Source organism: Pseudomonadales bacterium, from assembly GCA_024234215.1.
Classification (GTDB): Bacteria; Pseudomonadota; Gammaproteobacteria; order Pseudomonadales; family UBA5862; genus JACKOQ01.
In genome coordinates this window covers 130981-156382 of sequence record JACKOQ010000005.1, presented here as the reverse complement: position 1 = coordinate 156382, position 25402 = coordinate 130981, and the positions used below count along the sequence as shown (strand labels likewise).

25 protein-coding genes are annotated in these 25402 nt (G+C 62.5%); 15 read left to right on the top strand and 10 right to left on the bottom strand.

The genetic code is table 11. The annotated features are described in order from the left end of the window. Positions 1-18: 18 nt before the first annotated feature. The 5 genes from H7A13_10250 to H7A13_10230 form a co-directional block, all read right to left on the bottom strand. Positions 19-681 carry a DUF2238 domain-containing protein gene (locus H7A13_10250; GenBank protein ID MCP5333716.1) on the bottom strand — a complete coding sequence of 221 codons (663 nt, stop codon included), beginning with the start codon at positions 679-681 and terminating at the stop codon, positions 19-21. A gap of 121 nt (positions 682-802) precedes the next feature. Then, a complete protein-coding gene (locus H7A13_10245; GenBank protein MCP5333715.1) occupies positions 803-1048 on the bottom strand; it encodes a hypothetical protein in 246 nt (81 codons plus the stop codon). A gap of 5 nt (positions 1049-1053) precedes the next feature. Further along, positions 1054-3336 (bottom strand): xanthine dehydrogenase family protein molybdopterin-binding subunit, encoded by a 2283-nt coding sequence (locus H7A13_10240; protein ID MCP5333714.1) that lies wholly within the window; start codon positions 3334-3336, stop codon positions 1054-1056. Continuing rightward, complete coding sequence (locus H7A13_10235) at positions 3333-3815, bottom strand: (2Fe-2S)-binding protein (protein MCP5333713.1); 483 nt, start codon at positions 3813-3815, stop codon at positions 3333-3335. The genes H7A13_10240 and H7A13_10235 overlap by 4 nt, the downstream gene beginning before the upstream one ends. 5 nt (positions 3816-3820) lie before the next feature. Continuing rightward, complete coding sequence (locus H7A13_10230; GenBank protein MCP5333712.1) at positions 3821-4696, bottom strand: xanthine dehydrogenase family protein subunit M; 876 nt, start codon at positions 4694-4696, stop codon at positions 3821-3823. Positions 4697-5012: 316 nt separating this feature from the next. Between H7A13_10230 and ubiG the strand changes: the two genes are divergently transcribed. From ubiG to H7A13_10210, 4 genes are all read left to right on the top strand, one after another. Further along, positions 5013-5723, top strand: a complete 711-nt coding sequence (gene ubiG, locus H7A13_10225; protein ID MCP5333711.1) for a bifunctional 2-polyprenyl-6-hydroxyphenol methylase/3-demethylubiquinol 3-O-methyltransferase UbiG — start codon at positions 5013-5015, stop codon at positions 5721-5723. Positions 5724-5728: 5 nt separating this feature from the next. After that, positions 5729-6406, top strand: coding sequence for an HAD-IA family hydrolase (locus tag H7A13_10220; GenBank protein MCP5333710.1), 678 nt, complete (start codon positions 5729-5731; stop codon positions 6404-6406). A 63-nt stretch (positions 6407-6469) separates the two neighbouring features. After that, positions 6470-7231 carry a YciK family oxidoreductase gene (locus H7A13_10215; protein MCP5333709.1) on the top strand — a complete coding sequence of 254 codons (762 nt, stop codon included), beginning with the start codon at positions 6470-6472 and terminating at the stop codon, positions 7229-7231. 229 nt (positions 7232-7460) lie between these two features. Further along, entirely contained in the window at positions 7461-8405 is a 945-nt protein-coding gene (locus tag H7A13_10210) for a GGDEF domain-containing protein (protein ID MCP5333708.1), read from the top strand. 30 nt (positions 8406-8435) lie between these two features. On the opposite strand, the gene H7A13_10205 is transcribed toward H7A13_10210, so the two are convergent. Both H7A13_10205 and H7A13_10200 read right to left on the bottom strand, forming a co-directional pair. Then, entirely contained in the window at positions 8436-8858 is a 423-nt protein-coding gene (locus tag H7A13_10205) for a CBS domain-containing protein (protein MCP5333707.1), read from the bottom strand. Positions 8859-9110: 252 nt separating this feature from the next. Beyond that, on the bottom strand, positions 9111-9290 hold the full coding sequence (locus H7A13_10200) for a hypothetical protein (protein ID MCP5333706.1): 180 nt from the start codon (positions 9288-9290) through the stop codon (positions 9111-9113). A 110-nt stretch (positions 9291-9400) separates the two neighbouring features. Between H7A13_10200 and H7A13_10195 the strand changes: the two genes are divergently transcribed. From H7A13_10195 to speD, 11 genes are all read left to right on the top strand, one after another. After that, the gene (locus H7A13_10195) at positions 9401-10312 is read left to right on the top strand and encodes a response regulator receiver protein (GenBank protein MCP5333705.1); all 912 of its coding nucleotides are present in this window, start codon (positions 9401-9403) and stop codon (positions 10310-10312) included. A 173-nt stretch (positions 10313-10485) separates the two neighbouring features. Then, entirely contained in the window at positions 10486-11307 is an 822-nt protein-coding gene (locus H7A13_10190; GenBank protein MCP5333704.1) for a DUF1036 domain-containing protein, read from the top strand. A 22-nt stretch (positions 11308-11329) separates the two neighbouring features. Further along, positions 11330-11623, top strand: coding sequence for a hypothetical protein (locus H7A13_10185; protein MCP5333703.1), 294 nt, complete (start codon positions 11330-11332; stop codon positions 11621-11623). 187 nt (positions 11624-11810) lie between these two features. Further along, positions 11811-12365: a hypothetical protein gene (locus H7A13_10180; protein ID MCP5333702.1), complete on the top strand. Its 555-nt coding sequence runs from the start codon at positions 11811-11813 to the stop codon at positions 12363-12365. Positions 12366-12856: 491 nt separating this feature from the next. Continuing rightward, positions 12857-13555, top strand: a complete 699-nt coding sequence (locus H7A13_10175) for an HNH endonuclease (protein MCP5333701.1) — start codon at positions 12857-12859, stop codon at positions 13553-13555. Positions 13556-13992: 437 nt separating this feature from the next. After that, positions 13993-15315: a homoserine dehydrogenase gene (locus H7A13_10170; protein MCP5333700.1), complete on the top strand. Its 1323-nt coding sequence runs from the start codon at positions 13993-13995 to the stop codon at positions 15313-15315. Positions 15316-15335: 20 nt separating this feature from the next. Continuing rightward, positions 15336-16421 (top strand): threonine synthase, encoded by a 1086-nt coding sequence (locus H7A13_10165; protein MCP5333699.1) that lies wholly within the window; start codon positions 15336-15338, stop codon positions 16419-16421. Positions 16422-16437: 16 nt separating this feature from the next. Then, complete coding sequence (gene recJ, locus H7A13_10160) at positions 16438-18177, top strand: single-stranded-DNA-specific exonuclease RecJ (protein ID MCP5333698.1); 1740 nt, start codon at positions 16438-16440, stop codon at positions 18175-18177. 82 nt (positions 18178-18259) lie between these two features. Then, on the top strand, positions 18260-18694 hold the full coding sequence (locus H7A13_10155) for an OsmC family protein (GenBank protein ID MCP5333697.1): 435 nt from the start codon (positions 18260-18262) through the stop codon (positions 18692-18694). Further along, a complete protein-coding gene (locus H7A13_10150; GenBank protein MCP5333696.1) occupies positions 18687-19082 on the top strand; it encodes a VOC family protein in 396 nt (131 codons plus the stop codon). Before H7A13_10155 ends, H7A13_10150 begins: the two co-directional genes overlap by 8 nt. A gap of 31 nt (positions 19083-19113) precedes the next feature. Further along, complete coding sequence (gene speD / locus H7A13_10145) at positions 19114-19953, top strand: adenosylmethionine decarboxylase (GenBank protein MCP5333695.1); 840 nt, start codon at positions 19114-19116, stop codon at positions 19951-19953. An 83-nt stretch (positions 19954-20036) separates the two neighbouring features. Here speD and H7A13_10140 read toward each other — a convergent pair whose 3' ends face one another. The 3 genes from H7A13_10140 to H7A13_10130 all read right to left on the bottom strand — a co-directional run bounded on the left by H7A13_10140 (position 20037) and on the right by H7A13_10130 (position 25396). Then, complete coding sequence (locus H7A13_10140) at positions 20037-21284, bottom strand: alginate export family protein (GenBank protein ID MCP5333694.1); 1248 nt, start codon at positions 21282-21284, stop codon at positions 20037-20039. Positions 21285-21365: 81 nt separating this feature from the next. Continuing rightward, entirely contained in the window at positions 21366-24122 is a 2757-nt protein-coding gene (locus tag H7A13_10135; GenBank protein ID MCP5333693.1) for a molybdopterin-dependent oxidoreductase, read from the bottom strand. A gap of 29 nt (positions 24123-24151) precedes the next feature. Next, entirely contained in the window at positions 24152-25396 is a 1245-nt protein-coding gene (locus H7A13_10130; GenBank protein ID MCP5333692.1) for an NAD(P)/FAD-dependent oxidoreductase, read from the bottom strand. Between the last annotated feature and the right edge of the window lie 6 nt (positions 25397-25402).

The following is a 25402-nucleotide window of genomic DNA, read 5'->3' as shown; positions in this document are numbered from 1 at the left end:
CATGCTGCGCGCAGAAATTCAGTGCTTTTCAGGGGCAGACTGGGGTGACGGATTGGTGATTGACCGCTGCCGCAGCCGCGCCAGTTCGCGGTCATGCTGCCGGCCACACAGCCACTGCGCCAGCAGGGCGCCGATCAGCGCCAGAAAGATGTCCCACTGGGTGTCCCAGACATCACCCTGCATCGCCAGAAAGGACTCCGCCGCCTCGGCGCTGATCAGCGCCACCGCCCACTCCAGCAGTTCATAGAGCGCGCTGACGGCCAACGCCACTGCCGTGACCAGCAGCCAGATCCAGCCGGCACCACGCAGCGGGGTGGCGCGCAGCAGAATCTCCCGCGCCAGCAACGCCGGAACAAAACCCTGCGCCAGGTGGCCGAGGCGGTCATAGTGGTTGCGGGTCAGATCGAACCAGTCGGCAAACCAGAAGCCCAGTGGCACTCGCGCATAGGTGTAGTGGCCACCGACCATCAGGATCACCCCATGCAGAAACAGCAACCGATACAGCAGCGGTGTCAGGGGGTGGCGGTGGTGGGTGGCAAGCAGGATCGGCAGCGCAATCAGCACCGGTGCCACCTCGAGCCACCAGGTGGCGCGGTCATGGGGTTGCCAGCCGGAGCCCAGCAGCACCAGCAGGGTGGCGAGCAGCAGCAGGCTGCGTTCATGTCGGAGCAGAAAGGTCATGGGTACTCGGACGTGCGGCTGAAGTGGTCAGTCTGAATGCCGTGATCCTGACCGTGAGCAGGGAGTTCGACCGCCGACAGAGCCATTCGCCGGCTCTGAATGGGTGGCCGATGTGCCGGATTCAGCCAGCGGCAATGCGGGGGATGAAGTAGATCTCGCAGTCGGGCGCCAGTGGTTCGGCGAAGGGCCTCTGGTAGATGACACCATCGATGGCGAGCGCCGAATGCTGTTGCACATGTTCCGCCAGCGCCGGGCAGTGACGGCGCAACTGCTCGAACAGTTCGCGCACGTCAACGGCAGCCAGATTCAACTCTGCAACCCCTCCGGCGAGGGGTTGCAGTTCGCTCGACAGCAGCACCCGGGCCAACCGGTTCAGGCTCCGGCGGCCTGCAAGCCTGCCAGCACCCGTGGCGGATTGAGTGGCAGGTGGCAGAAGCGCACCTGGGTGGCGTCATGCACCGCGTTGGCCACCGCACCCAGCGGCGGCACGATCGGCGTCTCGCCGACACCGCGCACGCCATAGGGGTGCGACGGATTCGGCACCTCGACGATCACCGCATCGATCATCGGCAGGTCGAGGGCGACCGGCATCCGGTAGTCGAGGAAGGCGGGATTTTCCATCACCCCCTGGGCGTTGTAGACATACTCCTCGTTCAGCGCCCAGCCGATGCCCTGCACGGCGCCGCCCTGCAACTGCCCTTCGACATAGGCAGGGTGGATCGCCTTGCCGGCATCCTGAATCACCGTGTAGCGGATGATGTCGACCTTGCCGGTTTCCGGATCGACTTCGACATCGCAGAGGTGCACACCGAAGCCGGCGCCGGCGCCCTGTGCCATCAGTGAGGCGCGTCCGGCAATCGGACCACCGGTGTGGGCCGCATTTCTGGCCAGCTCGGCGAAGCTCAGCGGCTTCAGATCCTTTTCGGCAGCCACCTCTGCCGCCGGCACTGCCGCACCATCGACCCAACTCACCTGATCGATCTCGACGTTCCAGACCTTGGCCGCGCGCTCACGCATCTGCCGGATCACATCTTTTGATGCCTGGATGACCGCCATGCCGGTGGCAAAGGTGGTGCGGCTGCCGCCGGTGACATCGCAATAGCCGGCGGTCTCGGTGTCGCCGACCAGGGCATTGATGCGCTCGTAAGGAATGCCCAGCTCTTCGGAGGCCATCAGTGCCATCGAGGCGCGCGAACCGCCAATGTCGGGGCTGGCGGTGATCACGATCGCGCTGCCATCCTCCTGCACATTGACCGTCGCGCTCGACTGCATGCCGACGTTGAACCAGAAGCCGGCCGCCACGCCGCGTCCCTGGTTGGCGCCGAGTGGTGCGCGGTAGTGCGGATGGCTCTCGGCCTGCTTGAGGCAGGCTTCAAAGCCGATGGCGGGGAATTTTGGACCATAGACCGCCTGCGACCCCTCACGCACGGCGTTGTCGAGGCGGAACTGGATCGGATCGATCGCCAACTTGTGCGCCATCTCGTCGATCATCGACTCCATCGCGAAGGCCGCCATCGGCGCTCCCGGTGCCCGATAGGCCGCCACCTTCGGCTTGTTGACCACCACGTCATAGCCGGTGATGCTGAAGCTCTGCATCTCGTAGGAGACGAACACGCACATGCAGCCGGGCATCACCGGCGAGCCCTTGAAGGCGCCCGCTTCGTACTTCAGCTCGGCCTCGGCGGCCATGATCTTGCCGGCGCGGTTGGCGCCAAGCTTGATGCGGATGCGGCTGGCCGAGGTGGGACCGGTGGCGCGGAACACCTCTTCGCGGTTCATCACCATCTTGACCGGACGGCCCGACTTCAGCGACAGCATGATCGCGACCGGCTCCTGATAGACGGTGGTCTTGGCACCGAAGCCGCCGCCGATTTCGCTCGGAATCACCTTGATGCGGGAGACATCCCAATTCAGCACCTTGCTGGTCAGCGTGCGGACCACGAAGGGGCCCTGGGTGCAGCACCAGAGCGTGGCCTGACCATTTTCGCGGCAGTCGGCCACGACGGCATGGGGCTCGATATAGCCCTGGTGGACGGTGGGGGTCGAGAATTCACGCTCGATCACCACATCGGCCGCTGCAAAGCCGGCGGCAAGGTCGCCACGCGCCAGCTTGATCACCGTGGCGACGTTGGAGGCGCGATCGGCCGCAGCGGGCAGCCCCTGGGTGCGCATCTCATCATGCAGCAACGGTGCGTTGTCGGCCATGGCGGCCTCGATGTCCATCACCGGTGTCAGCACTTCATAGTCGACCCGAATCTTTGCCAGTGCCGCCTCGGCGATTGCATCGGAGGTGGCCGCCACCGCGGCCACCGCATGGCCGTGGTAGAGCACCTTGTCGCGCGCCATGACGTTGCGGGCCAGATCCCACACATCGATCTGCGACTCGCCGGCCTCTTCCATCGCCGATTTCAGATGGGGGAAGTCGGCACCGGTCACCACCGCCATGACGCCCGGCAGCTTTTCGGCCTCGCTGACATCGATCGAGCGAATGCGCGCATGGGCATGCGGGCTGCGCAGCGTCTTGCCATGCAGCATGCCGGGCAGGTGGCGGTCGGCACCGTAGTTGGCGCGCCCGGTCACCTTGTCGATGCCATCGGGGCGGACCGGGGAGGTGCCGATCGATCGGTAGGTCTTGGGAGTGCTCTGCTCGCTCATGGTGTCGCTCCTTTGAGTTCCGCGGCGGCATCGAGCACCGCACGCACGATCTTGTCATACCCGGTGCAACGGCACAGGTTGCCGGAGAGCCAGTAACGCACCTCCTGCTCGGTCGGATCGGGGTTCTGTTCCAGCAATGCCTTGGTCGCCACGATGTAGCCGGGCGTGCAGATGCCGCACTGCAGGGCGGCATGTTCGAGGAACTTCTGCTGGATCGGGTGCAGCTCATGCGGCTTGGCGATGCCCTCGATGGTGCCGATCTGCTGTCCCTGGGCCTCGACGCCCAGCATCAGGCAGGAGCAGATCAGCCGGCCATTGAGCTGCACCGAGCAGGCGCCACAGTCGCCGGTCGCACAACCCTCCTTGGTGCCGGTCAACCCCAGCTCGTCGCGCAGCACCTCCAGCAGGCTCTGCTGCGGCTCACAGAGAAATTCGATCGCTTCACCATTGATGGTGGTGGAGACATGTTGCTTCGCCATCTTCATTACCCCTGTTGTTGCGCCCGTTGTGCCGCGGCGCGGATGGCGCGCTTGGCCAGCACCCCGGCGATGTGGCGGCGGAATTCCGCGGTGCCTCGCTTGTCGCTGATCGGATTGCCCACCCGCGTGGCGGCCTGGGCGGCCCGTGCCAGCGACTCGTCATCGATCTTCGAACCGATGATGGCGTCGGCCACGGTGGGCGCCAGCAGTACCGTTGCGGCCACGGCGCCGACGGCGGCACGCGCCGCGCGGCAGACGCCCTGTTCATCCAGGGTGAGCGCAACACCGACACCGACGACGGCAATGTCCATCTCGGCACGCGGCGTAAAGCGCAGGTAGGCATCGGAGCTGCGTGCGGCCGGCAGCGGCAGCCGCAGTTCGACGACGAACTCCTCCGGCGCCAGCGTCGTGCGTCCTGGCGCAGCGGGCAGCTCGGCCACCGGTAGCCAGCGCTCGCCACTGGCACTGACCACACGCGCCTCGGCGCCGACGGCCACCAGTGCCGGCACACTGTCGGCACCGGGTGATGCGTTGCAGAGGTTGCCGACCGGCGTGGCCCGGCCCTGCACCTGGGTCGAACCGATCAGTTCGATAGACTCCACCACGCCGGGAAACAGCTTGCGCAGCTCGGGATGCCCGCAAATTTGCGCGGCGCTGATGGCCGCACCGATGCGCAGGTGGCTGGTGCCGATCTCCAGCACGCTGGTTTCCGGAATCTTCTTGATGTCGAGCACGCGCGAAGTGCTGCGCGCGCCGGCACGCATCTGCACCAGCAGGTCAGTCCCGCCGGCCAGGATACGAGTGGGCACGGATGAGGCGCTCTTGAGGAGTTCAGTGGCCGCGGCCAGTGAAGTGGGCGCCACATAGTCGAAAGGTTGCATGAAGCCTCCCTAATGAGCCTGTGGTCGAGCGACAGCGGCGTCGGGCATATTGATCCAGACCAGGCCGCGCGCTCGTTGTTATATCCGCGATCGGAGCGAAAGTGCGTCGCTCTGAATCGGTTGTTCTGTTCGGCAGCAAGGATGGGGGAACGCCACGCATCGCGCGCAGCGGTTCCAGCTCGAGGACACCGCATTATATAAACAGAAATCGGCCGGCGAAAAGGGCCGGCGAAGTGCACGGTGCGACCGACGCTGAGTGACGCGATGGCTGGGGGCTGCGGTATCATGCCACCATTGCACAGCCACAGGAGCCCCCATGCAGCACGCCAACAATGTCGACCTGGGTGAGATCGCCAAGTTCGAAGCCCTGGCCAACCGCTGGTGGGACCCCGACAGCGAGTTCAAGCCGCTGCATGACATCAATCCGCTGCGGCTCAACTACATCAACGAGCGGGCAGGGCTGGCCGGCAAGCGGGTGGTCGACATCGGCTGCGGCGGCGGCCTGCTGGCGGAGGGGATGGCAGTGCGCGGCGCCGAGGTACTGGGCATCGACATGGGCGAGGCGCCACTGGCGGTGGCTGAGCTGCATCGGCTCGAATCGCAACTGGAAGGGCTGAGCTACCGCCGGGTGACCGCCGAGGCGCTGGCGGATGAGCAGCCGGCCGCCTTTGACCTGGTCACCTGTCTGGAGATGCTCGAGCATGTGCCCGATCCGCTGTCGGTGATTCGGGCCGCGGCCCGGCTGGTGAAGCCGGGCGGTCATCTGTTCTTCTCGACCATCAACCGCAATCCGAAATCCTTTCTGTTCGCCATCGTTGGCGCCGAATATCTGCTGGGTCTGCTGCCGCGCGGCACCCATCAATATACCCGTTTCATCCGCCCGGCCGAGTTGGCCGGCTGGCTCAGAATGGCCGATCTGCGGCTGGATGACCTGACCGGCATGGTCTACAACCCGCTGACCCGGCGCTACCGGCTCGACCGCGATGTCGACGTCAACTATCTGCTCCATGCGGTGAAGGGGGCGTGAAGCCGATGCGGACGCTCTCCACGGTGCTGTTCGACCTCGATGGCACCCTGCTCGATACCGCCCCCGACTTCATCGTGGTGCTGCGCCAGTTGATGCAGCAGCGGCAGTGTCAGCGCCTGCTCAGTGACAAGGCGATTCGTGAGACGGTGTCGGAGGGGTCGGGCGCGCTGATCACTCTGGGCTTTGGCCATGCGCCCGATGCAGCCGAGTTCGAGCCGCTGCGCCAGCAGTTGCTCGATCTTTACCAGCGCAACGGCCATGCGCGAACCCGGCTCTTCGCCGGCCTGGCCGAACTGCTCGACTGGTTCGATGCAACGGGCATTGCCTGGGGCGTGGTGACCAACAAGCCGAGTCACTATGCGGTGCCATTGATGCAGGGGCTCGATCTGCTGCCGCGCTGCCGCACTCTGGTCTGCCCTGACCATGTCACGCGACGCAAGCCCGATCCCGAACCGATCCTGCTTGCCTGTCGTCAACTTGACCGCCCGGTGGCGCATACGCTCTACATCGGCGACCACCGCCGCGACATCGAGGCCGGCCGGGCCGCCGGCGCCCTGACGATGGCGGCCGCCTACGGCTACGTGCATCCGGCCGATCCGGCCGAGCAGTGGCAGGCCGACCACCTGGTGCGCAGCGTCGATGAGATGGCATCGTGGCTGCGGCAACGGCTCTCCGCCGACTGAAACCCGGGCGGCAGGGAGTTGCCGTGTTCGCGAATTTACCGAGTCTCTGGGAGGCCACAGCAAATGTTTGAATATCAACCACCTTCCGACTTGTTGCAGGGGCGTTTCATTCTGGTGACCGGCGCCGGTGCCGGCATCGGCCGGGCCGCGGCCAACTGCTACGCGCGCCACGGCGCCACCGTGGTGTTGCTGGGGCGCACGGTCAAGCATCTCGAAGAGTGCTACGACGAGATCGTCGCCGCCGGTGGACCCGAGCCGGCCATCTATCCGATGAATCTGCAGGGCGCCACCCTGCGCGACCACCAGGATCTGACCGCGACCCTGGAGCGGGAGTTCGGCCAGCTTCATGGTGTGCTGCACAATGCCGCGCTGCTGGGCCGGCGCACGCCGCTTGGGCAGTACCCGCTCGATGAGTGGCAGAAACTGCTGCAGGTCAATCTGACTGCCGCCTTCATGATGACGCAGGCGCTGCTGCCGCTGTTGATGCAAGCCGATGATGCTTCAGTGATTTTTACTTCGTCGGGCGTTGGCCGACGCGGACGTGCCTACTGGGGTGCCTATGCGGTCACCAAGTTTGCCGTCGAGGGCATGGCGCAGGTCTGGGCCGAGGAGCTGGGCGCGGTGAGTCAGGTGCGGATCAACAGCATCAATCCGGGCGCGACCCGCACCCGGATGCGGGCCGACGCCTATCCCGGCGAAGATCCGGACCGCAATCCGGCTCCGGACGAAATCATGCCGCTCTACCTCTACCTGATGGGGCCGCAGAGCCGCCATCTCAACGGTGTTTCGCTGGATGCGCAGACGCGCGACGGACAACCCGGATGACAGTATTTTGACTGATCACCCGCCGAGCGAAGGAGGGCAGCGGCGGCTTTCTGGTCAAAAAACCACCACTCCTGCCGTTTCTGGCCAATAAACCGGCTGAAAAACAGTTTTGAGCTTGGAAAACAGTCTCTTGATAGTTGGCACGGCTTTCGCTAAAGCAGTCGTGTCAACGAGGCGCCCATCAGCGTGACGCCCGGATCAAGCCAAGACTCTCTGGAGTGATGAATCCATGTCCGCAGTGTTATCGATTCCGACCCCTTCGCGCGACGCATCCCTGCCGGGAAGTGGGGGCGGTACCGCCGACGCCATTGCCGCCGAACTGGCGGAGCTGAATCTGCAGCTCGGTCTTGCCCGGCTGTTGCAGACTTCGCTCGAAGTGGAGCAACTGCTCACCTTTTTTGCCGACTGGGTCAGCAAGATCATGCCGATCACTGGCCTGGGCTATCGGCACGAGGATGAGCAGATCGAGTTCGCCTGGGAGGGAGATGGCTGCATCCAGTTGAACTACCGACTGGCGATCGAACAGATGGCGCTGGGTGAGATCGGGTTGCATCGCAACCACCCCTTCAGCGAGGCCGAGACCGAATTGCTCGAAACCCTGCTCTCCACGCTGATCTTTCCGTTGCGCAACGCCTTGATTCACCGCAAGACGCTGCGCACGGCCCTCACCGATGGTCTGACCCAGGTCGGCAACCGTCAGGCATTCGAGAGCGCGATGCGCCGCGAGGTCGATCTGGCCAGACGGCATCGTCAGCCGCTGTCGCTGCTGATGATCGATGTCGACCACTTCAAAAGGATCAATGACAGCCATGGCCACCCGGCCGGTGACCAGGTGCTGAGCGAACTGGCTGCCGAGATCGGCCGGGCGGCCCGTTCGACCGACCTGCTCTATCGCTATGGCGGTGAGGAGTTCGCACTGCTGCTGCACAACACACCGGCCGAAGGGGCACTGATCACCGCAGAGCGCATCCGCCGGGCGGCGGCCAAACTCGAGGTCACCTACCGCGGCAGCGTGCTGAACTTCACGGTCAGCCTGGGAATCGCCACGCTGCACGACGACTCAGCGGCTGAACTGCTGCGGCGCGCCGATGAAGCGCTCTACCGGGCCAAGCACGAGGGGCGCAACCGCGTCTGCATGGCCGAGGAAGCAGCGGCAGATCAATTGTCTCGGTAACCGGTTTTTGCCGCTGTCGCTCGACTGCTGCTACGGCTTCTCTTTTTGACTGACGGCCCGGATCGCCTTGATGATGTCGCGCCAACTGAGAATGCCCACAGGCGTGTTGTCGGGGTTGACGATTGGAATGCATGAGACGGCGTGTTCGTCAAACAGCCTGATGGCATCGAGCACGCTGCTCTCCTCCTGCAAAAAGATCGGCTTGCGGCTCATGATCTGGTGAACCCGCTTGTTGAGGGTCGCGGTGTCTGCATCACGCTCCGCCCCTTTGCCGATATTCGGGCTGATCGCCTTCAACAAATCCCGATCCGAGACGACGCCGAACAGCTTGCCATGCTCGACCACGATCAAGTGATGGAATCTGGTCCGGCTGAAAATCTCCCGCACTGCCGACAGCCTGTCGTCGAGGTGCACTGTCACCACCGGTGAAGACATGATCGCGCTGACTTTCACTGTTGCCCCCTGAAGACGCAGTCACACAGCAAAGTCTAGCCGCCAGCCTCAGCTTTGCTGTGCAGCATTGATCGAGCACGACCGGGTGCTGAAACGGGCGTCAGTCTGGCTTCATTTTCTCAGCGAACTGTGGGTCACGCGCTGTCTCCGGACTGGCTCATCTGACGAAAGTCCTCTGCCTTTTTTGCCCTGCAGCAACCAGCGAATGTCACGCCAACACCTGTAGAATTGGGGACAGACCATGGTTTCCCGTTACGGTTTTCTGCCAAAGCGGAGCAGAAACCAGGAAACCGTGGTCTGTCCCCAATTCTCCCGGATGCTGTAGTTCAACCGCTGGATGTGGGCGCGTACCTCATCCAGCAGCTTCGGCGTGGATGCCCCGCCGGAGGCGTGGTCGACAATCGTTTTGGGGTGTACTACCACGTTTGACATGACGCTTAACCTCGGTATAGCCTTGCCTGGCAAAATATTAGACACCCGTAAGGTGTAAAACAAGCCACCTTTTGGGGTGTCCATTTATAGTTAGGCTTCACAATCCACCTATGAAGCTCCTCACCGATCTAATTTCCGAACTCTCGGAGCCCCAGCCGAGTTTGATCGACGCACTCGTGAAGACGAAAGTTCTTCTCCACAGGGTTGGTCGGCGCGACTTGGTTGATTGGGTTAACAACGAGATCAACGGGTATCCTGACGACGCTCCACTTCCGAGTTATCGCGTCATCCCAGCCCATGTCAAGGGCAATGTCACAAACAACGCATACTCGTACTCTGACCACCCGCTACCTACAATGCACCTAACCAAGGAGCAAAGGAAGCGTCTTGAAGAACTCGAGATGCGCGATTCCATTGCCGTCTTGGAGGGTTTGGCCAAGCACGATACGAAGGGCCTTCAGCGCCCGTTGCCGGTGGAGTATGCAGCGTTCTTCAATAAAGCACTCTCTGGCGGCTACAAGGTACAGCAAGCTTGGTGCGATATTGGGATTGGTCGGTTTGCACAAATCACGGCTCAGGTGCGGTCGAAGCTCCTGGACTTCCTGCTTGACGTGAGTGAAAAGGTTGGAGCAGATATGTCGGACGAAGCGGTCAAGCGCGTAGCACAGTCACCCGAGACAGGATCAATGTTCAACAACGCCATTTTCGGCGACAACGTGACCATCTTGGTCGGCCACAATAATCAGCAAACTGTTCGCAATTCAGTCGAGCGCGGAGACTTTGATTCACTCGCCGCGTTCCTGCGCGCAAAGCAAGTGCAGGAATCCGACGTTGCCGCGCTGCAGCAGGCAATAGCCGCGGACTCCACGAGTACGGAGGTTGCAGAGAAGAGCTTTGGTCCGCAAACCCGGTCGTGGCTCTCCCGAATGATGGACAAGGCCATCAATGCAGCGTGGCAGGTCGAAATTGGTGTCGCCGGTGGCCTACTGACAAACGCACTATCGAGGTACTACGGCTGGTGAAGCCTAACCCCTCGCTCAACCGGACCCGCTACGGCAAGCGCCGTAAGCCCGGGCTGAGGCACTTGGTGCATCATCTCAGCCCGGGCATACGGCGCTTGCCTCCGCTGGCCGGTTAGCTCGAACGTTAGGCGTCGCAATCCACCGCTTTCTCCAACTAAACATCGGGAGGGCTCATGCACTGCAAGGGATGGTCCGGCAAGACGATAGGCGCGCTCGCCATGCTAGCCGCTACTTCTGGACATGCGCAACTTAACGTCTGCAATCGAAATGCGGAGGCCATCTATGTGTCCGTACGAATGTATGTCAACGAAGAGTGGGTGACGTACATGAATCGACGCGTGGAGGGCGCCAGCTGCAAGGAGATCATCACCGAAGTACTAAAGAATCGATATCTGTACATATTCGCCCGATCGCCTAGTCGCAAGTGGTCCGGCGATGGTCCGAACTTCTGTGTCCGAGTCGAGAACACCTCTGGAATCAAGACAGAAAAATATTGTCAGGTGAACCAGAACGAATACGACATGGAGGACTTCATCTCCATTGATCGAGGCGCCGGAAAAACATCTTACGGAATCGCATTTCAACCGGGGCAACCTGGGTACGAACCAATCGTGCGGCCGGGAGAAGTGTCACCACCAGTTGGCGTTGCTCCGCCAGGGGTCACTAATAGGGGCCGCAGCGGCCGAGGCGATCAAAGCCCAACGCCGCCTCCACCACCGCCACCACCATCACGCACTACTCAGTCGTCAGGGGGAGGCCCCGCGGCAGGCGGCCCGTGCAGCGGCAACGCGTGCGAGGACCTTAGAATTCAGCAAAGAGACGGTTGCATAGTTCTCGTAAACCGCAATCCGGACCGTCGAATCAAAGTCGAGGGTTCCAACTGGATTCCTGCTTACGTCTATCGAGTATATGCAGGCTCAGAACTGGTGCCGCGCACCTACGACAACTATTGTCATCGCGACTGGTACAGTAAATGGATGGCAAATTACGATTGACGATTACTCAAGGAGAAGCAAAATGAAATACCTATTTGGTGTACTTGCCTTGGTGCTTTCGGCAACGCCTGCTATGGCCGCAGACGTCTCGTTTTCGTTGTGCAACAAGTTCGGCACAGGGACAAAAACTGTCGTAATAAAGGACAAAAAGGCCAATATGAAGAAGTTGTTTGAAGGGGCCGTGGCACGCGATGCGTGCCAAACGATTACGGCCTACAGTACCGATGGGAAGTTTGCAGAAATCGAAATCACCGTTGAGCAGGGAACGCCGTACGGTGTGCCGTGGATCGCGCCCGGAGATTCGGTAAGCTTTTAGCAATCGATAGGAAGAGACTGTCGCCGTTCGTCCACACCCGGGCGACGCCTAACCCCTCGTTCAACCGGACCCGCTACGGCAGGCACCGCAAGGCCGGGCTGAGGGACATGGTGCATCATCTCAGCCCGGCCTTACGGTGCCTGCCTCCGCGGGCCGGTTAACTCGAACGTTCGGCCCCAACACGCACATGATTACTTCTTGGCAGGTTGCTACAGCAGCAGAGGCATTTGCAGCCGCGCAGTTTGCGCGCTGTGGATGGGATGTGTCCGTGCAGTACGGAGCTAATCAACCCGAGTACGATCTGGTCGCCGTTTCCGGCGAACGCATGTTGAAAGTTTCCGTGAAAGGAAGCCAAGACGGTGGGTGGGGCCTCACGCAGTCACACATCGCCAACGCCGACTACCACGGTGCCGTAGATGCTTGGTTGAAGAAGCATTCGAAGAAGACCGTCTTCTGCCTCGTTCAATTTCGCGGCGTCGCGATTGATGCGCTACCTCGCATGTATCTCGCCACCCCAACTGAAATTGCTTCGTGGTTGAAGGCGGCCGCAGCCGGGCGCGGTGACACCATCTTGTATGAGGAGCACATCTGGACAAGCCGTGCCAAGGCGGCGGGAACAATTGACCGAATTCCTACGGCTTGGAAATTCACCGAAGAACGGCTCAGTGAAATATCCGTTGGGGCCGAACCCTGCGGTCAACCGGACCTTGCGCATAAAGCCGCGCAAGGCCGGTTACCTTGAACGTTGGGCATGCAAATAAGGAGGGAACGATAAATGCCCAGAACCGGAGCTCTAAGCGCTATTTGTCTTACTTTCGCAATGGTTTACAGTACTGCCGCGTTCGCTTATGACCCAATCGACTGTTTGAACGATGTCACCAAAATAGACCCTGAGATCAATATCGGGTCGGGGACTGAGCTTTGCTCCGGAGCATGGACGCCCGAGCCCGCAAAGTGCTATGGACTCATTTCCAAAATAGATGAAGGCATTATTCGCGGCATCGCCGTTGAACTCTGCGCCGGTTCGGTAAATTCGGAAAAGACCATTGCTTGCTACGTTAAGGCGGGCACAGAAATAAAATTGAATCGCGGTCTCTCAACGACATTGTGTAGCGCAAGAAAAAGTAAGAACTAGTGCATGCCCAACATGGCGCTCAACCTCGCTCCCTTTGGTCGCTGGACGCTGCGCGATAAAGCCGCGCAGCGCCGGTTAGCTCTACGTTAGAGATCATCATGATCCGGCACTCCGCACGCACTCGCTATTACGTTCATGGCGACCATCATGAAGAAACGCCAAACATGTACTACTGTGCGCGTTGCGACTTGTTCGAGCCTGCGCAGCACTTTGAAGATCCCGACCACGTTTCAACTCGTGCACAGAGATACGCGCAGTCACTTCAATCGTGGGAGCGCTACGCGAAGAAACCAAACACAAAGTTTTTCCGACCATCAGATGCCAAAAACATCATTGCCGAACTGGCAGCCGCTGACGTCAAGGCTGAAAAGGCCGCAAGGAGTCAACTCTATCGTTGGCTTCTTCGCCAAACTAAGCGCGACGACCCGGTTGGTGATTTTGCCTGTGATGTGGAGCGTGACCGATCATTCCCGCGGACAACGAGTTCCCTCGAAAACATAAGAAGCTACTTGCTCCTCAGGCATGCCGCACCTGAAGCCATTCTCGCGTTCGATGAAGCTTGCACCGAATTTAGAGCGAAGGGAAAGGTGCGGGCCGGTATATCCGTTACTCAGCGGTTCGCGATCTTCAAGCGTGATTCATATCGGTGCTGCATTTGTGGGGCGTCCGCCGAAGAAGGCAGCAGACTGGAAGTTGACCACAAGATCGCAGTCGCAAAGGGTGGCACAAACGGCGAGGACAACTTGTGGACACTCTGTTTTGAATGCAATCGCGGAAAGGGAACCCATGATCTCTAACCCTGCGTTCGAGGCGACCTGTGAGCTTTTTGGGGACAGACCACGGTTTCCCAGTCCTGACCAAGGTCGATTGCTTATCCGCAACAGATCATACCGACAAACCAGTGGAGTGATGCAACAGCGGGTCGCGCTCCATCTGCGCCAGCAGCAGCCGGGCAGCGCTGTCGAGTGATGGCGAGCGCAGGGCAGGGCGTCGAAGCACTTCATCCATGCTGTCAGCCACCCGATTCGCAGGCGCAGAGGGTTGAACGGTCGGTTTGGGAGCCGGAAAGATTCCGCATCGCCAGGCTCGCCTCAACAGCGTGATCGCGATCGCATGACGTGGTGAGATCGGAGTTTTCAACGCTCTGCCAGCCACCTCTGCCGTGGCAAGGCTTCTGGATGCCATGGCCCGCGGCTACAATGCGCGCTTTCGGCGACAAAGCGGGTGGTGCCTTTTGAGCAGAGTCAATCTGGGAATTTGCGGCCTGGGAACGGTCGCGACGGGCGTGATCAGGGTGTTGGAGCGCAATGGCGGCGAAATTGCCCGCCGCGCCGGCACTGCGTTGCACATTGCCCACATCGGTGCGCGGCGGGACCACCCGGGCTGCGACACTTCGGCCTACCGCGTCAGCCGTGATCTGTTCGCCGTGGTGCGCGACCCGGAGGTCGATGTGGTGGTGGAGCTGATTGGTGGCTGCGACACCGCGCGCAGTCTGATTCTCGAGGCCATTGCGGCCGGCAAGCATGTGGTGACGGCGAACAAGGCGCTGATTGCGCTGCATGGCAACGAGATTTTCGCCGCGGCCCGCGAGCGCGGTGTGATGGTCGCCTTCGAGGCGGCGGTGGCGGGCGGCATCCCGATCATCAAGACGCTGCGCGAGGGGCTGAGTGCCAATCGCATCGAATGGCTGGCCGGCATCATCAATGGCACTGGCAACTTCATTCTGAGCGAGATGCGCGACAAGGGGCGCGCTTTTGACGATGTGCTGAAAGAGGCGCAGGCGCTGGGCTATGCCGAGGCCGATCCCACCTTCGATGTCGAAGGCATCGATGCGGCGCACAAGCTGACCATTCTGGCTTCGATCGCCTTTGGCATTCCGCTCAACTTTCCGGCCGTCTACACCGAGGGCATCAGCCGTCTGACGCCGATGGATGTCGCCTATGCCGAAGAGCTGGGTTATCGCATCAAGCATCTGGGCATTGCCCGGCGCAGTGCCAAGGGGGTCGAGCTGCGTGTCCATCCGACGATGATCCCGGCCAGGCGACTGCTGGCCAATGTCAACGGGGTCAAGAATGGCCTGATGATTCAGGGCGATGCGGTGGGGCCGACGCTGTTCTATGGTGCCGGCGCCGGCGCTGAACCGACCGCCTCGGCAGTGATCGCGGATCTGGTCGATGTGGCCCGCCAGCTCGGGGCCGACTGCGGACGGCAGGTGCCCTCACTGGCCTTCCATGCCGATGCGCTGGTCGAATTGCCGATGGTGCCGATCGAAGCGGTCGAATCACCCTTCTATCTGCGCATCCATGCGCTCGATCGGGCCGGTGTGCTGGCCAAGGTGGCGACCATTCTCAGCCGGCGTGGCATCAGCATCGAGGCGCTGATTCAGAAGGAGCCGCCAATCATTCCCGAGTCGCAGGAGATCGCCGTGCCGATCATCATGCTGACCCACCATGTGGTGGAGCGTGAGCTGAATCAGGCGATTGCCGAAATCGAGCAGCTCGACGAAGTGCTCGAACCGGTCTGCCGCATCCGCGTCGAGTACCTCGCCACCGAATAATTGCCGAGAAAGGAGCCCAAATGGCCACATCCAGCCGCTATGTCGGCCTGATCGACCGCTACCGTGACCGCCTGCCGGTGCACGACGACACCCGTTTCATCAGCCTTGGCGAAGGCAATACACCGTTGATCCGGCTCAACAATCTGCCGAGGTTGCTGGGCAGGGAGGTCGACATCTATGTCAAATATGAGGGGCTGAATCCCACCTGCTCGTTCAAGGACCGCGGCATGACCATGGCGGTCACCAAGGCGGTCGAGGGCGGCAGCCGCGCGATCATCTGCGCTTCGACCGGCAACACCTCGGCGTCGGCGGCCGCCTATGCCGCCCGCGCCGGCATCACCGCCTTCGTGCTGATTCCGGAAGGCAAGATCGCGCTGGGCAAGCTGGCACAGACGATGATGTACGGGGCTGCCATCATCCAGATCCGTGGCAATTTCGATGTCGGTATGGCGCTGGTCAAGCAGGTGGCGGATGAGGCACCGGTCACCATCGTCAACTCGATCAACCCCTATCGTCTGCAGGGACAGAAGACCGCCGCCTTTGAAATCGTCGAGGAGCTGGGGCTGGCACCCGACTTTCACTGTCTGCCGGTCGGCAATGCCGGCAACATCACTGCCCACTGGATCGGCTACAGCGAATACCAGCACGATGGCATCATCAACAGCCGGCCGCGGATGCTGGGCTATCAGGCCGCCGGAGCGGCCCCCTTCGTCACTGGGCAGATGGTCGACGCACCGGAGACGGTCGCGACCGCGATTCGCATCGGCCACCCGCAGTCGTGGGACAAGGCCTGGAGTGCGCAGCGCGAGTCGCAGGGCTGGTTCGACGCGCTGAGCGACGAGGAGATTCTGCAGGCGCAGCGGCTGCTGGCGATGCATGAGGGCATCTTCTGCGAGCCGGCGTCGGCGGCCTCGGTCGGCGGTGCGATGCGCGACATCCGCGCTGGCAAGATTCCCGAAGGCAGCAAGGTGGTCTGCACCCTGACCGGCCACGGACTGAAGGATCCTGACAGCGCCATCGCCCAGTGTCAGGGCACCGAGACGCTGCTGACGGTCGATGCCACCCTCGATGCCGTGCGCCGGGTGATTCTGGAGCGAATCGGCTGACCCTGCGGGAATCCGAATGGCTGCATTGCGCCGACGAATTCAACGCCACGCCGGCGCGACCAGGGATGGTCTGCTGCCGGCGCAACCCGAGGCGCTGCTGGCCGCTCTGTATCGGCACCGTGGTCTGGGCGAAGGCGCGGTGAATCAGCCGCTGGAGCTGGCTGGTCTGCTGCCGCCGGCTGATCTGAAAGGCATCGATGCGGCCGTCGAACTGGTGATCGATGCCATCACCCAGGGACGGCGCATTCTGGTGGTCGGCGATTTCGATGCCGATGGCGCCACCAGCTGCGCGGTGGCCGTGACCGGGCTGCGGCTGCTGGGTGCCACCGAAGTGGGCTATCTGGTGCCGAACCGCTTCGAATTCGGCTATGGCCTCACGCCCGAGATCGTCGCCATCGCCGCCCGCTCCGCGCCTCATCTGCTGATCACTGTCGACAATGGCATCTCCAGCATGGCGGGCGTGTTGCAGGCGCAGGCGGCCGGCATCCGGGTGCTGATCACCGACCACCACCTGCCCGGCGCCGAGTTGCCGCCGGCCGATGCCATCGTCAACCCGAATCAGCCCGGTTGCCGTTTTGCTTCCAAGGCCCTGGCCGGGGTTGGGGTGATCTTCTACCTGCTGCTGGCGGTGCGTGGTCGACTGCGCGATGAGGGCTGGTTCGGTGCCGGTGTGCAGGCGCCGAATCTGGCCGAGTTGCTCGATCTGGTGGCGCTGGGCACGGTGGCGGATGTGGTGCCGCTGGATGGCAACAACCGCATTCTGGTCGAGCAAGGTCTGCGCCGAATCCGTGCTGGCCGTGCCCGCCCCGGCATCCAGGCACTGCTGGAGGTGAGTGGGCGTCCGAGCGACAGCGTGGTCAGCAGCGATCTGGGCTTCGCCGTGGGGCCGCGGCTCAACGCGGCCGGGCGGATGGATGACATGACCCTCGGCATCGAATGTCTGCTGGCGCCCGATCCAGCCCGGGCGCGGCAACTGGCGCAACTGCTCGACCGCTTCAATCAGTCGCGGCGTGAAACCGAATCGCTGATGCATGAAGAGGCACTGCTCGAACTGGAGCAGCAGGGGGAGCTCGCTGCCGAGGCGCTGCCGGTCGGTCTGGCGCTCTACCGTCCCGGCTGGCATCAGGGCGTGATCGGGATTCTGGCCTCGCGGCTCAAGGAGCGCTACCACCGGCCGGTGATCATCTTCGCGCAGGGCGGTGAGGGTGAGCTCAAGGGTTCGGCACGGTCGATTCCCGGCCTGCACATCCGCGACCTGCTCGATGCGATGGCGACGGCGCAGCCCGATCTGATCCGCCGTTTTGGCGGCCATGCGATGGCGGCGGGGCTCAGCATCGCCGACGGCGACTATTCCCGTTTCGCCACGCTGTTCGATCAGACGGCACGTCAATGGATCGCGCCCGAAGTGCTCGAAGGGATCGTGCTGAGCGATGGCATTCTGCCGGTCGCCGCGCTGACACTGGAGGTGGCACGGCAGCTGCGCTATGGCGGCCCCTGGGGGCAGCACTTTCCCGAGCCGCTGTTCGAGGGGGAGTTCGAGCTGCTGCAGCGACGCATCGTCGGGGGTCACCATCTGAAGATGCTGCTGGCCTCAGCTGAGGGTGGAGAGCCGCTCGATGCCATCGCCTTTCGCTTCGATCTCGACCAGTTGGAGCAGCTGCCGAACCGGCTGCGACTGGCCTACCGGCTCGACCTCAACCGCTATCGGGGCGAGACGCGGTTGCAACTGGTGGTCGAGCATTGGGAAGCGACCTAGGCGGCAGTTCGATCAGCGCAATGTCATCTTGTCGGGCGTGGTTTATGGTACCCTTTGCGCCTCTTTGCGGGGGGCGAGGTTGATGAAAGCGCGGGTGAAGTGGGCGGGCGACGTCATGTTCGTGGCCGAGTCGGGCAGTGGTCATGCAGTGGTGCTCGAAGGACCGCCGGAGCAGGGTGGCCGCAACGTCGGCATCCGGCCGATGGAGCTGCTGCTGATGGGGGTTGGTGGCTGTTCCTCTTACGACGTGGTGTCAATTCTGCGCAAGTCGCGGCAGCAGGTGACCGATTGCGTTGCGGAACTTACCGCCGAACGTGCCGACGAGGTGCCAGCGGTCTTCACCAAGATTCACCTGCACTTCATCGTCACCGGCCATGGCCTCAAGGAGGCACAGGTGAAGCGGGCGGTCGAGCTCTCCGCCGAAAAGTACTGCTCGGCGTCGATCATGCTGGGCCGGGCCGGCGTCGAAGTGACGCACGGGTATCAGATCATCGAACTGGACAGCAGCCATGGCTGAGCGACCCGCTGCCACCCGCGGAATGCGCCATGTCGCGCTGTTCGTGCGGGCCTTCGATGCGACCGAGCGATTCTATGTCGAGCTGATCGGCATGAAGGTGGAGTGGCGCCCCGACTCCGACAATGTCTACCTGACTTCGGGGCATGACAATCTGGCGCTGCACCGCGCTGCCGAGGGTCAGGCCGCCGGCGATGGTCGGCTCGACCACATCGGCTTCATGCTGGCGCGGGCCGAGGATGTCGATGCCTGGCATCTTTTTTTGCAGCAGGCCGGTGTCGAGATCGTCAAGCCGCCGCGCACCCACCGCGATGGTGCACGCAGCCTCTACTGCCGCGACCCCGATGGCGGTCTGGTGCAGTTGATCCACCACCCGCCGCTGGCCCTGTAACAATCTTTCCATTGAATATCACCGGCTCCGCATGCGGGGCCACTTCCACCTGTTATCGAGAAGGAGGGTTCCTCGGTTGAACGAAAACAGACTGCGGTTGCATGGGTTCAACAATCTGACCAAGGCGTTGAGTTTCAACATCTACGACATCTGCTACGCCAAGACCGAGGCACAGAAGCGCGCCTACATCGAGTACATCGATGAGCTCTACAACGCCGACCGGCTGACCACCATCCTCGAAGGGGTGGTCGAGATCATCGGCGCCACCGTGCTCAATATTTCGCGAGAGGATTACGATCCGCAGGGGGCCAGTGTCACCATGCTGGTGGCCGACCCGACCACACCGCCGTCCGAACATCTGATCACCGAGGCGCCCGGTCCGATGCCGCGCACAGTGCTGGGCCACCTGGACAAGAGCCATCTGACCGTGCACACCTATCCGGAGAGCCATCCCGACGAGGGGATCAGCACCTTTCGCGCGGACATCGATGTCGCCACCTGCGGGCTGATCTCACCGCTGAAGGCGCTGAACTACCTGATTCACGCCTTTGAATCGGACATCGTCACGGTCGACTACCGGGTACGCGGCTTCACCCGCGATGTCGATGGCGTCAAGCACTTCATCGACCACGAGATCAACTCGATCCAGAACTACTTCTCCGATGACACCCTCGACCGCTATCAGATGATCGATGTCAATGTCTATCAGGAGAACATCTTTCACACCAAGATGCTGCTCAAGGAGTTCAATCTGGACAACTACCTGTTCGGTACCGGATCGAGCGAGCTGAGCGAGCGCGAGCAGGCCGAGATTCGCAAGCAACTGCATCGGGAGATGCAAGAGATCTTCTACGGTCGCAACATCTGCTGAGCAAAAAAACCGCCATTGTGGCCGAGGCCACAATGGCGGAAACGCACTACACTCCCACTCAAATCAAATCGGTCCCACTCACCTCAGAAGTCGGCCGAGGCCATCAGCCAGAGCTTTTCGGTGTCGAACAGGCTGGCGTTGACGGTGTCGGCGCTGTAGTTGGCATACTTCAGCATCAGGCTGTAGTGCTTGCCGAACTTTCTGGAGATGACCAGGTCGCTTTCGTTGCCATAGTCCATGCCGCCAGTGTCCGAACGGTAGTCATGATAGATATAGGTTAGATCAACCTGCTCGATCTTGCCGCCGATGCTGAGGTAACGATCTTCCACGCCATTGGCCGGGGTGGTCAGAAAGCGGTCGGCATAGCCCTGGAACGCATGCAGCGTGGCCAGTGGGGTGCTGAAGCCGGTGCCGTTGTCGGAGCCCAGCAGTTCATAGCCGAGTTTCACGGTGGCCAGCGGCAGCGCCACGCCGCCTTCGACCAGCATGTAGTCACGCTCGAACTCATTTGGGTTGCTGCCGTGGTCCGACTGGCTGGCATACTCCAGGGCATAGAGCAGCTTGTAGTCGGTCAGTGGCTTGGCGGTGGCCAGACGCACACCATAGGTGGCGCTCGACAGCGCGGCCGAGGCCGTATCGTCGAAGTCGAGCAGATAGCCATAGCCGCTCAGCTTGCCGATCGGCAGCCCTTCGTAGCCGACATTGATCAGGTGGACCTCGCCGGGCAGGTCGGCCAGGTTGACACCATCATCGGGGCCGAAAATGCGGTTGACGTTGGTGATGTAACCGTAGAAGAGGTTGAGCTTGTCGATGCTCGTGTTGGTCAGCGTGATGCCGTCGAAGGTCTGTTCGTTCTGACGCCAGGCGACGCCGCCGACGAAGCGCTGGTTGTCGAGGTTGATGCGCTGCCGGCCATATTTGAGGTCGTTTTTGCCAAACTTGTAGGCGAGCCAGGCCTGGTTGACCTCGGTGGCGGTCGGATCGGCCACGATCGGATAGAGCGTGCGGCCATTGACAGTGCTGTTGTAGGTCTCACCGCCGATGGCGCTGACATCATCGACCTCGATCTGACCGGTGAAGCCCTGATAGGCGGCGGTGGTGAAATTGAGTCGGGTGCGCAGCGTCGAGGCGGCCGCTTCGCGTGCCTTGTTCTGCTCATCGACGGTTTCATAGCGGTAGCGCAGGTTGAGCTTGGCCTGCCCTTGGCTGATGGCCTCGGCAATCGAGGTGGCGGCGGCCGAACTGCTGCTGCCGTGCAGGCAGAGCAGCAGTGCGGTCATGCCGCTGACCAGGGTGCGGATCACCGGTGGGTTAAGGTGACTTTGGGTCATGAAGATCTCCTTGAGGGCTGAAAGAAAATCGCTAAAAAATTCAACAAATCCGCGGGTTGCTTATAAATCATCAACAACAATTCAGCATTGATCTGTGTGCCTGTTTTGGGCTTGACAATCCTGCGTCGCGGCAGACGGTGTTGCCGATCGACTGAGGATGGCGCGCAGCTCCGGCAGGCAGGAGCCGCAGTTGGTGCCGGCACGCAGCCGGTTGCCGATCACCTCTACGGTGCACAGTCGCTGGCTGTGGATGGCCTGTTCGATGGTGTTGAGGCCGACATTGAAGCAGACGCAGATCGTGCGGCCAGCATCGGGCTGGGCCACGGCCGGACGGGCTGCCAGCAGCGCCGGGCGGGCTGACGGCTCGATCTGGCCGCAGGCGAAGCGCTCCAGCAGCCAGGTGCGTTCGGCGGGCTGCGGTGTGCGGTCGATGAAGATCAGGCTGTCGAGCCGTCCGCCAATGAAGCGCGCAGCGCGGTAGCGGCCGGCTTCGGCATCCTGGAACTCGATCCAGCTGCTCTCCAGCATCGGATCAGTGGCAGGCAGTCGTGCGGTGAACCAGCCGCGCCAGTCATTGATGGGCTGCTTGCCGGCCAGTTCATGGCAGTGTCCTCCTTCGATCGGCCCGCGACACCAGTAGTCGATCTGGTCGGTGGTGAACGGCTCGCGGCTGAGCACGAATCCATGCCAGGTCGCAGCGAAAGGCTCGACTGCAACCGCACTCTGCTTGAACTCCGGCTGGCCGGAAATCGGGTCGGTGACGGCAGCCACCAGGCTGCCGATGCGGGCGGCCGAGGCGAACTGGTCGTTCCAGTGAATCGGCGCGAACAGTTGACCGCGTTGCACCGCGTCGCTGATCTGTGCCCGCAGCGTCACGCTGCCGTGATGATTGTGAACCTGGAGCAGCGCCCGCTCACCAACGCCAAGGGTCTTGGCATCTTCTGGGTGAATCTCGACAAAGGGCTCGGCGATGTGGCTGAGCAGACGCACCGAGCGGCCGCTGCGAGTCATGGTGTGCCACTGGTCGCGGATGCGGCCGGTGTTGAGCAGAAACGGATGGGGTGCATCGAGTCGGGCGACGGACAGGTGTGGCGTGATCGGAATCAGTCTGGCCCGGCCCGACGGGGTGTAATAGCGGCCATCGCTGAACAGCCGGGCGCAGCCATCGGGGTGCGTCGGCGTGACCGGCCACTGGATCGGTTGCAGAGCGTCATACTGCGCCGCGTCGAGCATGCTCAGGCCGCTGAGGTCGAAGTCGCGCTGGCCGTCGTTTTCAAAGCTGGAGAGCCGCGCATGTTCACGGAAAATCTGCTGGGGTGTGTCGTAGTCGAAGGCGCTCCCGAAACCGAGCGCGCGCGCCACCTGGGTGAAGATCCACCAGTCGGGTCTGGCCTCGCCCGGCAGTGGCAGAAAGGCACGCTGGCGCGAGATGCGGCGTTCGGAGTTGGTGACGGTGCCATCCTTCTCGCCCCAGGCGGCCGCTGGCAGCAGCACATGGGCATGTTGACTGGTGTCGGTGCGCCCTTCGCAGTCGGAGACGATCAGAAATTCGCACTGTTGCAACGCCTGCCGCACCCGGTTGGCCTCGGGCAGGCTGACGGCAGGGTTGGTGCCGGCGATCCAGAGCGCACGCACGCGGCCGTCGGCCACCGCCTGGAACAGCTCCACCGCCTTGAGTCCCGGCTGATGCGCCAGTGCCGGTGCATCCCAGAAGCGGCGCAGGCGGTCGAGGTCGGCCGGATTCTCATACTCCATGTGCGCCGCCAAGGTGTTGGCCATGCCGCCCACTTCGCGGCCGCCCATCGCATTGGGCTGGCCGGTGATCGAGAACGGTGCCGCGCCCGGTTTGCCGATCTTGCCGCTGGCGAGGTGGCAGTTGATGATGGCATTGCCCTTGTCGACACCACTGGAGGATTGATTGATCCCCTGCGAGAAGAGCGTGACCACCCGCGTGGTGTCGCCGAACCAGTCGAACAGACGGGCAATGGCGGCTTCGTCGACGCCACAGGCGGCGGCGGTGCTGGCCCGGTCGGGTGCGCTGGCCTGGGCGGCAGCCAGTGCGGCCTCGAAACCTTCGGTGTGGGCCGCGATGTAGGCCGGATCGAGTCGGTCGCGGCGGGCCAGGTCGGCGAGCAGTCCGTTGAACAGCAGTGCATCGCTGCCCGGGGCGATCGGCAGATGCAGGTCGGCCAGGTCGCAACTGGCGGTGCGGCGCGGGTCGATCACCACCACCTTCAACTGCGGTCGCTCGGCCTTGGCCTTGACGATGCGCTGATAGACCACCGGATGGGCCCAGGCGGTGTTGGAGCCGGTCAGCAGAATCAGGTCAGCCAGCTCCAGATCTTCATAGCAGCCCGGCACGCTGTCGCTGCCGAAGGCGCGCTTGTGGGCCGAGGCGGCCGAGGACATGCAAAGACGGGAGTTGGTGTCGATGTTGCCGGCGCCGATGAACCCCTTCATCAGCTTGTTGGCGACATAGTAGTCCTCGGTCAGCAACTGGCCGGAGACGTAGAAGGCCACGGCTTCTGGACCTGACTCGGCAATGATGTCGCGCAGCCGGTTGGCGATGGTGTCGATGACAAGATTCCAACTGGCACGCAGGCCGCCGATCTGCGGATGGAGCAGACGGTTGTCGAGGCCGAGGGTCTCGCCGAGCGCCGACCCCTTGGAGCAGAGGCGGCCATGATTGGCCGGATGGGCGGCATCGCCGCGCAGCTCGACGCGGGGGACAGGTTGTCCGGCACTGCCGGCGGCGACGCTGACCTCGAGGCCGCAGCCCACACCGCAGTAGGCGCAGGTGGTGCGAGTGCGGTTGGGTTGATCAGGAGGATGGTTCACGATGGCTCCCGCGGATTGCCATGTCAGCTTCAGGCGGCCTGCAGCGTGCCGGCGCCCTCCTGGGCGCAGAAGGCGCTGCCGAAGATCAGCAGCTCACGCAGCCCGGCCACCGATGTGCCGTTTTGGATCAGATCGAAGTACCAGTTGCCATCCTTCACGGCACCATGGAGGACGGCGCCGATCAGTCGATCATCCTGCAGCACCAGTTTCTTGTAGATGCCGCAGGCCAGGTCGGAGTAGAGCAGCGTCTGCCGTTGTGTGCTCTCGGTGAAATCTCCGGCCGAGAAGAGGTCGACGCCGGTCACCTTGAGCTGGGTCGAGGTGGCCGCTGGAACGAAGTGGTCGTCACTGCCGCCAGTCAGATGTTCGGCCAGCGCGCGGGCCTGCTGATAGAGCGGCGCCACCAGTCCGAACAGTTCGCCATGCAGTTCGACGCACTCGCCGACGGCGAAGATGGCCGGGTCGGAGCTACGCAGTTGGCTATCGACGGTGATGCCACGGCCGATGGCGAGACCGGTCTGGCGGGCCAGATCGACATTGGGTCGAATGCCGATCGCCATCACCACCAGATCGGCATCGATGCGGCTGCCATCGGCAAAGGCCACTCCACTGACGCCTTGCAGTGGATCGCCCTCGATGACACGGGTGTCGGCATTCAGCATGAAGCGGATGCCCTGCTGTTCGAGATGGCCCTGCAGCAGTCGTGCGGCCGTTTCGTCGAGCTGTCGGTTCATCAGATGGGTGCTGTTGTGCACCACCGTCACCGCCATGCCCTGGCGCAACAGGCCATGGGCGGTCTCCAGGCCAAGCAGACCGCCGCCGATCACCACCGCATGGCGCCGATCTGTGCAGGCATCGAGCAGTCTGCGGGTGTCATCGAGCGTGCGCAGCGCGATGACGCCGGGCAGATCATGGCCGGGAATCGGCGGAACCATGGGCCTGGAGCCGGTTGCCAGCACCAGCTTGTCGTAGTGCAGGCAGGTGCCGCGGTCACTGCGCACAAGGTGCTTGATCGGGTCGATGGTGGTGACGGTCTCACCCAGATGCAGCGTGATCTGTTGCTGCTGGTACCAGCTCCGGTCATGGAACATGATCTGCGCCTCGCTCTTGTCGCCGGCAAGCAGCGAGGAGAGCAGGATGCGGTTGTAGGCGACGTGGGGTTCGGCGCCGAACAGGGTGATGTGGTAGCGATCGCGGTCACGCTTGAGCAGCTCCTCCAGCAGGCGGCTGCCGACCATGCCATTGCCGATGATGATCAGACGTTCCGGTTGCATCGTTGG